Here is a 15,499-nt window from a genome sequence, read left to right on the forward strand (position 1 = left end):
GACCATTGCGTCTAAGAACCTTCCCTGCCAAAAGGTAAAAAGCACCTTTTGCAGGAAAGAACCTTAGCCACCGGGTCTAAACAGTCGGCTTCACTTTTATTTCACCCAACCGAGCAGCATTTCCCGCACGAATTTGCTTGCTGCGACTGGTGTTTGATCACTATGGTCGTAGACTGGAGCTACTTCTACTAAGTCTGCTCCAACTACATTTATATTTGAATTTGCAATTGCTACGATGGAATCTAATAATTCTTTAGATGTGATACCGCCAGCTTCTAACGTTCCTGTTCCTGGAGCGTGAGCTGGGTCTAATACATCAATGTCGATTGTGACATAGACTGGGCGTCCTGCAAGTTTCGGTAATACTTCTTTTAACGGTTCTAATACGTCAAACTTGTATAAGTTCATACCTACTTCTTTCGCCCATTCAAATTCTTCCTTCATTCCAGAACGAATTCCGAAAGAATATACGTTTTCCGGACCAATTAAATCACACACTTTACGAATAGGTGTAGAGTGGGATAAAGGCTCCCCTTCATACGATTCACGTAAATCAGTATGAGCATCCATATGGATGATTACTAAATCCGGATATTTTTTTGCCATTGCCTTAAAAATTGGCCAAGACACTAGGTGCTCACCGCCGAGACCTAGTGGAAACTTACCGGCATCTAAAAGTTTTGATACATATTCTTCAATCATGTCTAAGCTGCGTTGTGCATTTCCGAATGGTAATGGGATATCACCCGCATCAAAATATTTTACCTCTTCTAGTTCACGATCTAAATACGGACTATATTCTTCAAGACCGATTGATACTTCACGAATACGTGCAGGGCCAAAGCGAGATCCTGGACGGTAACTTACTGTCCAATCCATAGGCATCCCGTAAATAACTACCTCTGACTCTTCAAAACTTGGATGACTTTTAATAAATACTTTACCTGAATAAGCTTCATCAAAACGCATATTCTTTTCCTCCTTATGTGGAACTTAAGGTATCCCAACCTTTCATTATTTCTCAAATTTGGAGCGAGTTGCTCCTCTTTCTCGATTTACCGGGTCTTCTGTTTCATACAAGAAGACAATTTTCTTTACAGAAGTGTAAATAGCTAGCATGTTCAAGTCTTCTGGACAAACACCTTAAATGAGCTACTTACACTTTATTTGTTCGATACGATTCTCTTACTTAATTAGATCGCCAACAAATTTCGGTAATGCGAATGCTGCATTGTGTAATTCTTTTGTGTAGTATTTCGTTTCGATTTCGTGGAAACGCTCTTCACTTACTTCTAATGGATCATGTTTTTTAGATCCGATTGTGAATGTCCAAAGACCACTTGGATAAGTTGGAATATTCGCTGTGTATAAACGAGTAATTGGGAAAATCTCTTTTACATCTTTAAACACAGTTGTAATTAATTCTGGTGTAAACCAAGGGTTGTCCGTTTGAGCAACGAAAATACCATCTTCTTTTAACGCTTTTGAAATTCCAGCATAGAAGCCTTTTGTAAATAGGTTTACTGCTGGTCCTACTGGCTCAGTAGAATCTACCATAATTACGTCATATTCATTTTCGCTTTCTGCGATATGTAGGAAACCGTCTCCTACTTTCACTTCTACACGCTCATTATCTAATGCGCCTGCAATTGATGGTAAGTATTGTTTAGAGTACTCAATTACTTTTCCATCGATTTCAACAAGAGTTGCTTTCTTTACGCTTGGGTGTTTTAACACTTCACGAATAACACCGCCATCACCGCCACCAACAACTAATACGTTTTCAGGGTTTGGATGTGTAAATAAAGGTACGTGCGCTACCATTTCATGGTAAACGAACTCATCTTTTTCTGTCGTCATAACCATGCCATCTAAAATAAGCATGTTTCCGAACTCTTCCGTTTCAACCATATCAAGTTTTTGGAATTCTGTTTGCTCCGTATGTAATGTGCGGTTAATACGCGCCGTAATCCCAAAATGTTTTGTTTGTTTTTCAGTGAACCATAGTTCCATCGTACAATCACGCCTTTCAATGCAAATTTATAATAGGGACATCATTAATGTCCCCTAACAAAAATAAAACAAAACATCCAAAATGTATAGTTAAAAGTACAAAAATACCGAAAATATATTTTAGTCAGAGGGTTCTAACATATGTGCAGAAAGGGTTTGCACCGTAAAAGGAAAGAAAACCCTTTCTTAAGAAAGGGCTTTTGTCTCTATTTCTACTGGTTTACGAATTGGAATTAGGATCATAATACAACCAACTAATACCACAATTCCACCTACTAAAAACGGACTTTGTGGTGAAACAGTATGACCGATAACTCCTGATAAAATCGGAGCAATTGCGCCCCCTAGCCAACGAACGAAGTTATAAACACCTGACGTAACAGATCTTTCATAAGGTGAAATATCCATTACATAACTTGTATATAATGCATTGTTTAAACCAGATGCCAATCCTGATAAAACGATAAGAGTAATTTGTAACCACATAATTTTCACAAAGAATAGTGCAATTAAGAAAATCGCAAATACGAGTAAACTACCCTTCAATAATGTTTTTGGTTCATATTTCCCTTCTAGCTTATGTGCTAAAATTGCAGAACCGTAAGCTAACGCGAGTCCCCATCCGCAAAATACAAAACCTAATTGAATAGCTGATAAATGCATAATAAGTGGTGAATATGCTAACACGACAAAAAATCCGTAGTAGTATAGCATCCCTGAAATGGCACCTTGCATAAATGGTTTATACTTCACCAGGTTAAGTAATTCCCCTACGCCAGCAGCCTTACGCTTCACTTTTCGCTCTGGTTCTTTTACAAAAAAGAATACTAAAATAAATGCTAAGAAAATTAAAATACTCGTCGCGAAAAACGGATAACGCCAAGAATGACCACCTAATATCCCGCCTAATAATGGTCCGCCAGCCATGCCTAAACCGATAGCTGCTTCGTATAATCCTACTGCTTCATGAACTTCTTTACTTAATGCTATTAACAGCGTCATTGCTGTAGCAAAAAACATCGCATTTCCTAATCCCCATCCAGCGCGGAAAAGAGATAATTGAGCAATCGTTTGCGATATACCACATATAAACGCAAATACAGTCACAATCGCAAGGCCGATTGTCATCATCCGTTTATCACCAAATCTCGATGCAAATATACCAGCTGGTAACATCATGATTGCCATCGTTAAAATATAAGCGGTAAATAACATTTCAACTTGCCAATGTGTTGCACCAATTTTCTCTGCAATAATTGGCAAAATTGGGTCGACTACTCCTATACCCGAAAAGGCAAGGAAGGTAGCCACCACTGTAATCAATCTCCCTAGTTTTTGTTTGCTCTCCATTTTGATTACTCTCCTTTTGTGCTCTCTAAAAATGTTACTGCACGATGTAAACTATCTTCGAGTTCTGCCTTTACACGTTGCATTTGCTCCATTTTTTCGTCTAACGTTTGCACTTGTTTTTCAAGCATATCTTTAATTTCTTGAATCACTTCACGATCACGAGGGTTCTCGCTATTTCTCCTTTGCTCCATTCTTTCTTTTAGTGATAAGAAATGCTGCATTTCTTGAAGTGTGATTCCTAGCACTTCTTTCGCTTCTACAATTCTTTTAATTCTGGCAATATCCTCATCAGTATACAGACGAATATTTCCCTCACTACGTTCTGGGGGATGAATTAAACCAATTTCCTCATAATAACGAAGTGTACGTTTTGTTAAACCGACTTGCTTTGTTACTTCATCAATTTTATACATGTTTATTCCTCCCTTCACTTGATTATTACATTTTACGTTAACGTTAACTTTTCTGCAACTGTTAGACTTTTGTAAATGTTTGTCATATTCAATTGTATTTTCCCTAAAGCAGTTTCATAATAAAAGAAATGAGATAATAAGGAGAATTTCACATGATTAAACCACTTATTTTCGCTCATCGCGGAGTAAAAGGAACACATCCCGAAAATACGATGATTGCCTTCCAAGAAGCAGAACGCATTGGCGCTCACGGAATTGAACTCGATGTCCACTTATCAAAAGATGGTGAACTTGTCGTAATTCACGATGAAACCGTCGATCGCACAACAAATGGCGTTGGACTTGTTTCGGAAAAAACGGTGGAGGAACTACAATCATTGGACGCTGGTAGCTATAAAGACCCTTCTTTCCATGAAGCAAAAATCCCAACATTGCGCGAGGTTTTCATTTGGCTTTCCACAACGAACTTACAACTAAATATTGAATTAAAGACAGATGTTATTCATTACCCAAATATTGAGGAAAAAGCTGTTGCACTTGTGCGTGAGTATCATCTTTCTAATCAAATTGTATTTTCATCATTTAACCATGACTCTGTTTCATTATTAGCAGAAATTGCTCCTGAAATCCCAAGAGCAATTTTATATGATACACCACTTGCTGATCCAATTGCCGAAGCAAAACATAGAGAAGCAAATGGATTACATCCAAACTTCCAGTTATTAACGAAAGAATTTGTGCAGTTAGCACAAGAGCAAGGGTATGTTTTCCGTCCATATACAATTAATGAATACAAAGATTTACAAACTATGATTGATTATGGTGTAGATGTCATCATTACCGATTGGCCAGCACGTGCCTTTGAGCTCCTTTCTTAATGGAAGGGGCTTTTTTATTTTCAAAATTTCATTGTTTAAAATAAACGAAAACCCTCAATACTAATACAATAACGCTTGTATTAATGAGGGGCTGAAAAAAGATGGATCAAACTATGAATCCAAAACTTAAAAAATATAAACGTCTTTTCTTCACCGCAATGTTTTCTTGCGTCCTTTTCTTCGTTTTTTCTTTTTTTGTTATTATTATAGTTGCAAAAATTATGGGACCTCCTCCTGTTGCGGTCCCGCAAACAAGCGTCTTTTACGCAAATGATGACACTGTTATAGGACAAAGTAATGAAATGCAAAAACGTTACAATGTATCTCTTAATGAAATTTCACCTTATGTAAAAGAGGCGACACTATCTATTGAAGATCAACGATTCTACAAACATCATGGCTTTGATATGAAACGTATTGCTGGTGCCATTGTTGCCGATTTAAAAGCGATGGCAAAAGTCCAAGGTGCTAGTACGATTACACAACAGTATGCTCGTAACCTTTACTTAGATCATGATAAAACGTGGAAACGTAAACTATTAGAAGCAATGTACACAATTCGCCTTGAGGTGAATTATAATAAAAATCATATTTTAGAAGGATATTTAAATACAATTTATTACGGACATGGCGCTTATGGCATCGAAGCTGCGTCCCGTCTATATTTCGATAAAACGGCAAAAGAGTTAACATTAGCAGAAGCTAGTATGCTCGCAGGTATCCCGAAAGGGCCAAGTGTCTATTCTCCCTTTTTGAAAGAGGATCGTGCGAAAGGACGACAAGCTCTCATATTAGATGAAATGGTAAAGCAAGGATATATTACGAAGCAACAAGCAGCCTTAGCGAAGAAAGAGCCACTAACTTTTGCCTCATTAGATACGAAAAAAGTAGCAGAGGTCGCACCATATTTCCAAGATGCTGTACAAGCTTCGCTCCTTCGTGATGTTGGATTAGACGAACAAGCTTTACAACGGGGTGGCTTGCGAATTTATACAACGCTAGACCCTAAACTACAAGCTGTAGCAGAACAAGCTGTAAAAGATCACATACCTGACACAACAAACATACAAACTGCTCTCGTCTCTATGAATCCAAAGACAGGTGAAGTGGCTGCTCTTGTTGGTGGAACTGATTATACTACGAGTCAATTTAACAGGGCTACACAAGCCATTCGTCAGCCTGGTTCTACATTTAAGCCATTTCTATATTATGCGGCATTAGAACGAGGATTCACGCCTGCTACACGCTTAAAAAGCGAATATACTGTATTCACCTTAGGTGACGGCGTTTCAAAGTATAAACCGAAGAACTATAAAGATTATTATGCAGATGATTTCGTAACGATGGCACAAGCTCTCGCAGTCTCTGATAACATTTATGCTGTGAAAACAAATTTGTTTTTAGGCGATGACGCGCTTGCAAAAACAGCGAAACAGTTTGGAATTACAAGTGCATTAAAAGATGTGCCTTCTCTAGCTCTCGGTACATCACCAGTAAAACCAATTGAAATGGTTAACGCTTATAGCATGTTCGCAAACGGTGGAAAAGAAGTAAAACCTACTTTCATTCGCCGCATTATGGATCATGAAGGAAATATATTATACGATGCTCATTTAGAGAGTAAACAAGTTCTCGACAAGAGCAAAGCGTTTGTAATGGAAGAAATGATGACTGGTATGTTTAATAAGAAACTAAGCAGCTATGCTGCTGTAACTGGTCAATCGATGTTATCCAAACTATCAAGAACATATGCCGGCAAATCTGGTTCTACTGAAACGGATAGTTGGATGATCGGATTTACTCCGCAAATCGTAACAGGTGTATGGGTCGGATACGATCAACCTAAATCTATTTCAAACGTAGCAGAACAAGGGTATGCGAAGAAAATATGGACTGATACGATGGAGAAGGGCTTAGATGGACAGCCTAAAAAAGAATTTAAACAACCAAGTGACGTCGTAGCGGTTAATATCAATCCAGAGAACGGTAAAATTGCTACAAAAAATTGTCCTATTTCTGTGAAAATGTATTTCGCTAAAGGTACCGAACCGACTGAATATTGTATGGATCACGTCGATGATAAAGAAGAATTTGAAAAAACGACTGAAGAAAAGAAAAAAACAAGTTGGTGGAAAAAATATCTTCCTTGGTAAAAAAAATAGCTGACGGGCACCCGTCAGCTATTTTTTATTCACTTAATAATGCACGGCGCAATTCTTCACTAGATTCGTTCCAAATCGCTTCATTATGTTCTTTTAAGAACGTACCAAGTACCTTTTTAGATGACTCGTCCATATGGTCAACCATAATGTGACGCTTCAATGATTTATCCATTTTATTTACGTGCTCTGGAAGTGATTTATATCCGCGGCGAATCTCACGGTCAACTGTCATTTCACAAGCTGTTACACCTGCGTAATACGCACCCGTTGCAGTTCTTTCAATCGTTACCCAAACAAGCCAAAACGGTTTTCCGTTTGGAACCTCATCTTTATTTGTTAAAAACTTAATACCTTTTTCTACTGTACTACGCGCATGCATCGCACCGATATCAACGAATGCAGTCTTCTCTAGTACATCAACAAATACAGGTGAAATGTTTTCTAAGCTTAATGCTCCAACACCAAATCCACCATGTCCATCTGTTGAATCATTTTTCACGATATTAAAACCGATTTTTTTCTTTTTCTCTGTCATATGTAAAATCCTCCTCACTTAAAAATTATAAAAGGCCAAAAATAGGCGCAATGATGCTATCTAAAAATACAAATACATGCGGAATAACTACTTGAAAAATAGGTTGAATTGTGTAATTACTAAGCGGTGTAATAACGAGAATTAATAACGCAATTGCCCCGTATTTTTCATACTGTGTCATTTTCGCGCGAATATTTGCTGGTGCTAAATCTTCCACTACGCGATACCCATCAAGTGGTGGGATCGGTAATAAGTTAAATACAAGTAAAACGATATTCAGCATAATAAAAATCTGGAAAAATTGAGCTAACGTATCTGCCACTGCAGATGGAATTGAGTATAATACACCAAATTTTAATAAGCTATACCAAATAATTAAACCAATTGCGCTTAAAATTAAGTTACTAATCGGCCCTGCAATTGAAACTAATATACCTGCAAGACGCGGTCTTTTAAAGTTATATGGGTTAACAGGAACCGGTCTTGCCCAACCGAATCCAAGAATTAATACTGCAATCAAACCTATAGGATCTAAGTGTGCCATCGGTGATAAAGTCAAACGGCCTTGTCTCTTTGCTGTATCGTCTCCAAATTTATATGCTACATATGCATGTGCAAATTCATGAACTGATAATGCGATAATAATGGCCATTGCTACCAAAGGAATTTGGTGCAACGGGTATCTAAATAACTGATCCATGCTTCATCTCCTCTTCCATATGTCAAAAAAAGAAATTATTTGTTTTTTCGATTGTTCTTCCCCATAATCCGCTATAATAAGAGTGTAACTTACATAAAAGGAGCGATTGTACATGCCATACGTAACAGTGAAAATGCTAGAAGGACGCACAGAAGAACAAAAGAAAGCTCTTGCTGAGAAAGTAACAACAGCAGTAAGCGAAACAACTGGTGCTCCTGAAGAAAACATCGTTGTTTTCATCGAAGAAATGTCTAAAAACCATTATGCAGTTGGCGGAAAACGCTTAAGCGACAAATAATTTCAAGTTTTTTCATAAGAAGCAGCCATTAGCTGCTTCTTATTTCTTTCCTTCTAACAACTCAATAATTCTCTCTTTATATTTTCCTTTTCTTCCATCTTCATAGATTAAATCATGTGGATAGAATAGCTTTTGATCCGTTCTTTTCTTACCTGTAATCGCCTCAACAATATCCGACTCACGTGAAAGCTCTCTAAGCTCTCCGTTTGGCATAAGAAGTAGGATTGGTAGACGCTCTTCTTCTTCTCCTGCACGATAAAAGTCATACGGTAAGTCTGATGTTGAATCAACTACTAAATAATACTCCGGATCAAGTCCAATCTTTTTAAATAAACTACTTAATTCCATCCAATTATCTAAACCGTGTTTATCTGTAAACTCTACATATTTAAATAGATTTCGATTCATAAAACGGCGGCATAAATCGCTTAAAATTGGATCTTCTTCTTCCTGCCATACTTGGAAGTAGTAATACATAACGTTCTCGTCTAACTTTAAATAATCCTCTACTGTTACTTCTTCTTCAAATAAAGAATAGAAATGAACAGGATGATTTTTAAATGTATAATACTTCTCGTGCAGTGATTTCGCACGGTGTAAAATCTTCGTTAAAATAACTTCTGCACTTCGCGTTACCGGGTGGAAATATACTTGCCAATACATTTGATAACGACTCATAATGTAATGCTCAACAGCATGCATACCACTATTTTTAATGACTACTTGATTCCCATACGGACGCATTACACGCAGTATACGTTCCATATCGAAGTTTCCGTACTTTACGCCTGTAAAATAAGCATCTCTTAATAAATAATCCATACGATCCGCATCAATTTGGCTCGAAATCATACTAATCGCTAATTTATTAGTAGACGTTTTTGCAATTACATCTGCTACCTTTTGTGGAAACTCCTTATCAACACGACTTAATACATCATTAATCTCCGTATTGCCAACGATAATCTTTTGCGTAAATTTCTCATGATCTAATGAAAATACTTTTTCAAACGAGTGAGAAAATGGGCCGTGGCCGACATCATGAAGTAATGCCGCACATAAACATAACAATCTATCTTCAGCATTCCAATTTGGTCTGCCATCAAACACATCATCAATCATACGACGAATAATTTCGTATACACCTAACGAATGAGTAAAGCGACTATGCTCTGCACCGTGAAATGTAAAAAATGTCGTTCCAAGCTGCTTAATACGGCGCAAGCGTTGAAATTCTTTCGTTCCGATTAAATCCCAAATAACACGATCACGCACGTGCACATATTTATGTACTGGGTCTTTAAACACTTTTGTTTCGCTGAGTTTGTCGTTTAAATATACCACTTTCCGACATCCCCCTTTCTTTACTACATTCTTACTTTATATTATAAACGAAATGAGAAACAGAAAGAAATGAAAGACTATATTTATTCCCTTTATAAAAAGAAAAAATCACCTTTACCGAAGTAAAAGTGATTTCCTTTATACATTATTTACCTAAAACGAATTCAGCAACTTCGTCTAAGATCATATCTTTCCCTAGTGGGAAGTAACCTTTGTTTAAGTCTTCATTTTTAATTGTAAATACGTGGTTATTTTTAACAGCGTTCATGTTTTTCCAAATTGATTCTTCTTGGAATTCTTTTAAGCGCTGAGAACCGTCACCAGTTGTAAATACGAATAAGTAATCTGGGTTGTAATCGATTAAAGCTTCTTTTTGTACTTGTACTAACGGTTTATCAGTTGGTGTACCTTTAACTGCTGGTAGTTTTAAATCATTAAAGATTACGCTACCGTAACCGTAATCACCATATACGCGGAAAGCATTTGGATATGCAGCCATTTTCATAAATGTTGCTTCACCAGTTTTAGCGACGATTTTGTCATGTAATTTGCTTGCTTTTTCATCATACTTTTTGAACCATTCTTTTGTTTCTTTTTCTTTACCGAAGATTTGACCTACTTCTTCGAATTTTGGACGCCATTGATCTAATGGAGTGTTTAACATAACTGTTGGTGCAATTTTAGATAATTGGTCATAAATCTTTTCTTGACGATTATTTACAAGAATTAAATCTGGTTTTGCAGCAGCTACTGCTTCGATGTTAATTTTATCGCCCCAAGCAGAACCAACTGGTTTAACATCTTTTAGTTTCTTTTCAATATGTGCATCAATTTTTTCTTGAGATGTATTAGCAGTAATAACCGGTTTCATACCGAAAATTAATAATTCTTCTGTTGAACCACTAAGGTCAGCAATTTTCTTTGGGTTTGCAGGAATTTTAATTTCCCCTTTTGCATGTTTTACAGTGCGCTCTTCAGTCTTTGCATCTGCTTTCTTTTCTTCTTCTTTGTTAGAACAAGCTGCAAATAGTACAGAAGTCACAACTAGTACCATTGCTAATAGTGCCATTTTAAAATTCTTCATGTTCCCACTCCTTCTAGCTGTATTTATCTTATAAGTTACAATGAACTATAAGAAACAAAGATAACAATTAATCAATATATGTTTATTAATTGTTGTTAATAACCCATTCTAACGGGCGTTCAACTTCCCATTCTTATATAAGAAGCTCAACGTCCATTAGAAGTCCCCCTCTTCACGAGGGGGGTTCTACTTATGCTTTTTTACGCAATTGATTACTAATCATCGCTAAATCATATGTTAAACAAATTGGCTTACAGTTTACTGGGCATGGAACGATTTGAGCTTCAATCTCAAATACGTTACGAAGTGTTTCACTTGTCATAACTTCATCTGGCGTTCCTTGTTTCATTAACTTACCTGCTTTTAATGCAATCATATGATCTGAGAAACGAGAAGCGTGGTTTAAGTCATGGATAACCATAACAATCGTTCTACCTTCTTCTTCATTTAACTTTTTCAATAAGTTTAATACTTCTAATTGATGGGCCATATCTAAGTACGTTGTCGGTTCATCTAATACGAGTAATTCTGTCCCTTGTGCAAGAGCCATTGCGATCCACACACGTTGACGTTGACCACCTGATAGCGCTTCTGCTGGACGATTCGCAAATTCTTTCATTCCTGTCACTTCAAGTGCCCAGTTAATGTAGCGATAATCCTCTTCTTTCAGCGTGCCAAACCCTTTTTGATGAGGGAATCTTCCATATGACACAAGCTCAAATACAGTAAGACCCGTTGGCACTTCTGCAGTTTGTGGTAAAATCGCCATTTTCTTTGCAATTTCTTTCGTTGGCTGTTTCTCAATTGCTTTTCCGTCAAGATAAACAGTACCTTGCTTTGCCTTCAAAATACGAGACGCCGTTTTTAATAATGTGGACTTCCCACAACCATTTGGTCCAATAATTGTTGTAATTTTCCCTTCCGGAATTTCAACTGTTAATCCATCAATAATTAAACCTTCATTATAGCCAACAGATACCGCATCCACCGCTAAAGTTGCCATACGAAAAGCCTCCCTTTATTTTGTCCTCATAAGTAAATAAATGAAATACGGTGCACCAATTACAGAAATAACAAGACCGACTGGTATTTCTGAAGTTGTTAGTACACTTCTTGAAATTACGTCTGCGAATAAAAGTAAAAACGTTCCTATTAGCGCAGCTGTGGGTAACATAATTTGATGTTTACCACCAACAAGGCGCCTTGCTAAATGCGGGGCCATTAAACCGATAAAGCCAATTCCGCCGGCAACAGCAACAGATGCACCTGCTAAACAAACTGCAATAAATAATAATTTACGTCTTTCTTTTTCTACGTTTACACCAAGGCCAACTGCTGTAGAATCGCCTAGGTTCATTACATTTAATATGTGTGCTTTACTTATAGCAAGCGGTAAGAAAATAACCATCCATGGAAGTACACTTAATACAAATTTCCAATCTGTACCCCACAGACTTCCCGCTAGCCAAATCGTAGCAAAACGAAAATCGTTAGATGTCATCTTCATAGAGAAAATTAAACTAACAGCTCCAAATCCAGCTGCAACGGCAATACCGACAAGTATTAATCGAGTCGATGAAACGCCATCTTTCCATGCTAGTAAATAAATAATTACCGCTGCTAATATCGCTCCAACTAGTGCGAAGAATGGAAGAATGAATACAGATAAAAATGTACCAGTCCCTACTTTCCCGAAGAAGAAGTAGACGAATATAACAACTGTTAATCCCGCTCCAGCATTAATACCTATAATACCTGGATCAGCAAGCGGATTTCGCGATAAACCTTGCAAAATCGCACCTGACATAGCTAAGGCAGATCCGACTAGTATAGCAATTACCATACGCGGCATACGGAATTCAAATAAAATAACAGACTGATCTTCAGCACCTAGTCCAACCAATGACTTTAATACGTCCATTGGCGGGATTTTAAAAGTTCCTGTATTTAAACTAATAAGAAATATAGAAATGATTAGTCCTACTAAAATCGTTAATATAGAAATGTTCTTTTTTGTTAAGACACTCGTCCTCACATCTTTCCTCTCCCTTCATTACGTGCTAAGTAGAGGAAGAATGGAACCCCAATTAGCGCTGTAATTGCTCCAATTGGCGTTTCAAATGGTGGGTTAATAACGCGAGATAACATATCTGCACATTCAATTAACAGCCCGCCTAAGACCGCAGAACATGGAATAACCCATCTATAGTCCGAGCCTACGAGGAAACGAGTCATATGCGGGATTACAAGACCGACAAATCCAACTGATCCTGCCATGGAAACTGCAGAACCCGTTAAAACAAGAACAAGTACTGTTCCGATAAATTTAATCAATGTCGTATTTTGACCAAGTCCAATTGCAATTTCTTCACCGAAGCTCAAAATTGTAATATATCTCGACATCATAATTGCGATAAAAAGACAAACAAGGCCAATTGGTACTAACATATTAATACTTTGCCATTTCACTCCAGCAACTCCGCCTGCATTCCACATGCTCACCTCTTGGGCAAGATTGAAATACAATGCGATTCCAGATGAAATTGCCCCTAATAAAGCACTAATAGCTGCACCTGCTAAAGCTAATTTCACAGGTGTTAATCCACCTGGTGAAGAAGACCCAATTCCATATACAATGCTTGCACCAAACGCAGCTCCAATAAAAGATGCGATTACAAACATTAAATAAGGTGAATTAGGGAAAAATGCATACATAATTGCAATTCCAAATACAGCCCCATCTGTAATCCCCATTAATGATGGTGAAGCAAGTGGATTTCGCGTCATACCTTGCATAATTGCTCCTGATACCGCTAAAAAGGCACCTGCTACTACGCCCCCTATTGCTCTAGGCATGCGAAGCTCTTGAATTACGTTATGATGTGTAATAGATCCATCAAACTGAAATACAGCTTGCCATACAGTCTTTAAACTAATATCTGCAGCCCCAAAAGAAATAGAAACTGCCATGCTTAAAGCTAACAAAATTGTACCCGCTACTAAAATAATAGAAGCGATGAGCGGTCTGCTCTTAATCTCTTTAACATTCTCTTCTTGCTGTTCTATACTGCTTGCACTCGCTTCCATCCCTCAACCATCCTAACCAACAACATATATTTATTAAAATGAAATTTATTCTCAAATAGTAATAAAAAAATTAGGTGAATTGTTATTTTCCTGATAATGATTCTCAGAATCAGACACTTCTATTCTACCTATCGCTTTAAAAGACTGTCAACCATTATTTTGAAATATAAATTTATATAAATTGGAATTTTAATACAAAAATTATGTCCATCCTTTAAAAAACGTTCGTACACACAAGATTACTTTTGCAGAATAAACCATTCCTCTTATGGGCATAAAAAAAGAAGAGTAATCTTTTCACTCTTCTTTTTCTTACTTATTTAACTTTGCTTCAATTTTTACGATTAACTCATCTTCTGTTGGAGCCGCAACTGGACGGTTATTTACAAATGCGAATGATTTTTTACGACCAGGACCACAGTAAGACTGACATCCAACTTCAATCGTTGCACATGAATCTACTTTTTTTAACTTCGGAACTAACGTTTTAACGTTCGTTGCCTGACAGTCATCGCACACGCGAAACTCGTTTCCCATTACATAACACTTCCTCTATTTTAAACTTTTCTCAAGTACATTTAAAAATAAACACTAAATGGTATTTTACCGCTCTTTGAAGCTCGTTGCAAGTTTCCCTACAAAGCCTATTCTCTACATAATGCTACATATTTATATGCTCTCCTACAGAAGCGCTCACCATTCATGGGAAAATTTTTACCTTTCATCGAAATCTACCATATTTTTAAAAGCTTTGTATAAAAGTTTATTTTTTTGCCCATTATAAAAATAGGAAGTTCATAAAAAGAAAGGGAGTTGAATCTATGAAAGTAAGACAAGATGCTTGGACAGATGAGGATGATTTATTACTTGCTGAAACGGTACTTCGTCATGTTAGAGAAGGAAGTACACAATTAAATGCATTTGAGGAAGTAGGGGATCAGTTAAATCGTACATCTGCTGCTTGTGGTTTCCGCTGGAATGCTGTCGTTCGCTATAGCTATGAACAAGCTCTTCAACTAGCAAAAAAACATCGTAAAGATAAAATGCGTGCTGCAAGCGGTGAACAAGCGAAAAAACGTTTACTTTATACACCACCAGTTTCAGATTCGATAACTAATTATGAAGAGTTAGTACAAGAAGATTCAATCGTACAATATAAAGAAGCTATTCCATATCAAGAATCTACTGCTGCAAGAAGCTCTATGACAATGCAAGATGTTATTTATTTTTTACAAACAGTCGGATCTTCAAATATAAAAGTGACAGCTCTTGAAAACGAGAATACGAGATTGAAACAAGAAATTAAAGCACAAATTCTTAGGAATGAGGAACTAGAAAAGAAACTAGAAAAATTAGAAAAGCAATCTCATACTGTACAAGAAGATTACGAAACACTTATGAACATTATGAACCGAGCTCGTAAATTGGCAGTCATGGATGATGAAGAACGTTCTCAAACATCTTTCCGAATGGACCGAAACGGTAATTTAGAAAAAATTGCAGAATAAAAAGGATGCATGTAATGCATCCTTTTTATTATTTCACCTCTAAGCTCCCCTTTATATGTGAGAAAACTCCATTCTTCATTTTTTGCTATAATAGAGATTGTCATTTTAAAGATAAGGGGTTAGTTAT

At 37.0% G+C, this 15,499-nt stretch carries 16 protein-coding genes; 4 read left to right on the forward strand and 12 right to left on the reverse strand.

The features are described 5' to 3' along the window. Window positions 1-96 precede the first annotated feature (96 nt). From speB to AXW78_RS25800, 4 genes are all read right to left on the reverse strand, one after another. A complete protein-coding gene (gene speB / locus AXW78_RS25785; RefSeq protein ID WP_001209827.1) occupies window positions 97-969 on the reverse strand; it encodes an agmatinase in 873 nt (290 codons plus the stop codon). A gap of 216 nt (window positions 970-1,185) precedes the next feature. Next, complete coding sequence (gene speE, locus AXW78_RS25790) at window positions 1,186-2,013, reverse strand: polyamine aminopropyltransferase (protein WP_000424696.1); 828 nt, start codon at window positions 2,011-2,013, stop codon at window positions 1,186-1,188. Window positions 2,014-2,199: 186 nt separating this feature from the next. After that, complete coding sequence (locus tag AXW78_RS25795; protein WP_000444234.1) at window positions 2,200-3,363, reverse strand: MFS transporter; 1,164 nt, start codon at window positions 3,361-3,363, stop codon at window positions 2,200-2,202. Between the two features lie 5 nt (window positions 3,364-3,368). Next, window positions 3,369-3,776 (reverse strand): MerR family transcriptional regulator, encoded by a 408-nt coding sequence (locus tag AXW78_RS25800; RefSeq protein WP_000276560.1) that lies wholly within the window; start codon window positions 3,774-3,776, stop codon window positions 3,369-3,371. Window positions 3,777-3,928: 152 nt separating this feature from the next. Between AXW78_RS25800 and AXW78_RS25805 the strand changes: the two genes are divergently transcribed. Further along, on the forward strand, window positions 3,929-4,654 hold the full coding sequence (locus AXW78_RS25805; RefSeq protein ID WP_000595028.1) for a glycerophosphodiester phosphodiesterase: 726 nt from the start codon (window positions 3,929-3,931) through the stop codon (window positions 4,652-4,654). 101 nt (window positions 4,655-4,755) lie between these two features. Beyond that, complete coding sequence (locus AXW78_RS25810; RefSeq protein ID WP_000372968.1) at window positions 4,756-6,807, forward strand: transglycosylase domain-containing protein; 2,052 nt, start codon at window positions 4,756-4,758, stop codon at window positions 6,805-6,807. A 34-nt stretch (window positions 6,808-6,841) separates the two neighbouring features. Here AXW78_RS25810 and AXW78_RS25815 read toward each other — a convergent pair whose 3' ends face one another. Next, a complete protein-coding gene (locus AXW78_RS25815; protein WP_000136678.1) occupies window positions 6,842-7,351 on the reverse strand; it encodes a YwhD family protein in 510 nt (169 codons plus the stop codon). Window positions 7,352-7,376: 25 nt separating this feature from the next. Then, window positions 7,377-8,051 (reverse strand): site-2 protease family protein, encoded by a 675-nt coding sequence (locus AXW78_RS25820; RefSeq protein WP_000372451.1) that lies wholly within the window; start codon window positions 8,049-8,051, stop codon window positions 7,377-7,379. A gap of 112 nt (window positions 8,052-8,163) precedes the next feature. On the opposite strand from AXW78_RS25820, the gene AXW78_RS25825 reads away from it, so the two are divergent. Beyond that, window positions 8,164-8,349 (forward strand): 2-hydroxymuconate tautomerase, encoded by a 186-nt coding sequence (locus tag AXW78_RS25825; RefSeq protein WP_001147172.1) that lies wholly within the window; start codon window positions 8,164-8,166, stop codon window positions 8,347-8,349. 39 nt (window positions 8,350-8,388) lie between these two features. On the opposite strand, the gene AXW78_RS25830 is transcribed toward AXW78_RS25825, so the two are convergent. From AXW78_RS25830 to AXW78_RS25855, 6 genes are all read right to left on the reverse strand, one after another. Then, window positions 8,389-9,693, reverse strand: coding sequence for an HD domain-containing protein (locus tag AXW78_RS25830; RefSeq protein WP_000262742.1), 1,305 nt, complete (start codon window positions 9,691-9,693; stop codon window positions 8,389-8,391). Between the two features lie 145 nt (window positions 9,694-9,838). Then, window positions 9,839-10,777: an ABC transporter substrate-binding protein gene (locus AXW78_RS25835; protein ID WP_000787724.1), complete on the reverse strand. Its 939-nt coding sequence runs from the start codon at window positions 10,775-10,777 to the stop codon at window positions 9,839-9,841. Window positions 10,778-10,967: 190 nt separating this feature from the next. After that, a complete protein-coding gene (locus AXW78_RS25840) occupies window positions 10,968-11,780 on the reverse strand; it encodes an ABC transporter ATP-binding protein (protein WP_000212068.1) in 813 nt (270 codons plus the stop codon). 15 nt (window positions 11,781-11,795) lie between these two features. Continuing rightward, entirely contained in the window at window positions 11,796-12,812 is a 1,017-nt protein-coding gene (locus AXW78_RS25845) for a FecCD family ABC transporter permease (RefSeq protein WP_061884804.1), read from the reverse strand. Further along, the gene (locus AXW78_RS25850; RefSeq protein ID WP_000388294.1) at window positions 12,809-13,864 is read right to left on the reverse strand and encodes a FecCD family ABC transporter permease; all 1,056 of its coding nucleotides are present in this window, start codon (window positions 13,862-13,864) and stop codon (window positions 12,809-12,811) included. The genes AXW78_RS25845 and AXW78_RS25850 overlap by 4 nt, the downstream gene beginning before the upstream one ends. A 312-nt stretch (window positions 13,865-14,176) precedes the next feature. Then, window positions 14,177-14,401: a YuzB family protein gene (locus AXW78_RS25855; RefSeq protein ID WP_000526079.1), complete on the reverse strand. Its 225-nt coding sequence runs from the start codon at window positions 14,399-14,401 to the stop codon at window positions 14,177-14,179. 284 nt (window positions 14,402-14,685) lie between these two features. On the opposite strand from AXW78_RS25855, the gene AXW78_RS25860 reads away from it, so the two are divergent. Further along, complete coding sequence (locus AXW78_RS25860; protein WP_000868368.1) at window positions 14,686-15,372, forward strand: RsfA family transcriptional regulator; 687 nt, start codon at window positions 14,686-14,688, stop codon at window positions 15,370-15,372. Window positions 15,373-15,499: the final 127 nt, after the last annotated feature.

Source organism: Bacillus thuringiensis (assembly GCF_001595725.1).
Lineage (GTDB): Bacteria > Bacillota > Bacilli > Bacillales > Bacillaceae_G > Bacillus_A > Bacillus_A thuringiensis_K.

Coding starts and splice junctions, on each gene's coding strand:
- AXW78_RS25850 (WP_000388294.1), bottom strand. CDS start 13,864: ATGGAAGCGAGTGCAAGCAGTATAGAACAGCAAGAAGAGAATGTTAAA.
- AXW78_RS25805 (WP_000595028.1), top strand. CDS start 3,929: ATGATTAAACCACTTATTTTCGCTCATCGCGGAGTAAAAGGAACACAT.
- AXW78_RS25840 (WP_000212068.1), bottom strand. CDS start 11,780: ATGGCAACTTTAGCGGTGGATGCGGTATCTGTTGGCTATAATGAAGGT.
- AXW78_RS25800 (WP_000276560.1), bottom strand. CDS start 3,776: ATGTATAAAATTGATGAAGTAACAAAGCAAGTCGGTTTAACAAAACGT.
- AXW78_RS25815 (WP_000136678.1), bottom strand. CDS start 7,351: ATGACAGAGAAAAAGAAAAAAATCGGTTTTAATATCGTGAAAAATGAT.
- speE (WP_000424696.1), bottom strand. CDS start 2,013: ATGGAACTATGGTTCACTGAAAAACAAACAAAACATTTTGGGATTACG.
- AXW78_RS25820 (WP_000372451.1), bottom strand. CDS start 8,051: ATGGATCAGTTATTTAGATACCCGTTGCACCAAATTCCTTTGGTAGCA.
- AXW78_RS25860 (WP_000868368.1), top strand. CDS start 14,686: ATGAAAGTAAGACAAGATGCTTGGACAGATGAGGATGATTTATTACTT.
- AXW78_RS25855 (WP_000526079.1), bottom strand. CDS start 14,401: ATGGGAAACGAGTTTCGCGTGTGCGATGACTGTCAGGCAACGAACGTT.
- AXW78_RS25795 (WP_000444234.1), bottom strand. CDS start 3,363: ATGGAGAGCAAACAAAAACTAGGGAGATTGATTACAGTGGTGGCTACC.
- AXW78_RS25810 (WP_000372968.1), top strand. CDS start 4,756: ATGGATCAAACTATGAATCCAAAACTTAAAAAATATAAACGTCTTTTC.
- AXW78_RS25835 (WP_000787724.1), bottom strand. CDS start 10,777: ATGAAGAATTTTAAAATGGCACTATTAGCAATGGTACTAGTTGTGACT.
- speB (WP_001209827.1), bottom strand. CDS start 969: ATGCGTTTTGATGAAGCTTATTCAGGTAAAGTATTTATTAAAAGTCAT.
- AXW78_RS25825 (WP_001147172.1), top strand. CDS start 8,164: ATGCCATACGTAACAGTGAAAATGCTAGAAGGACGCACAGAAGAACAA.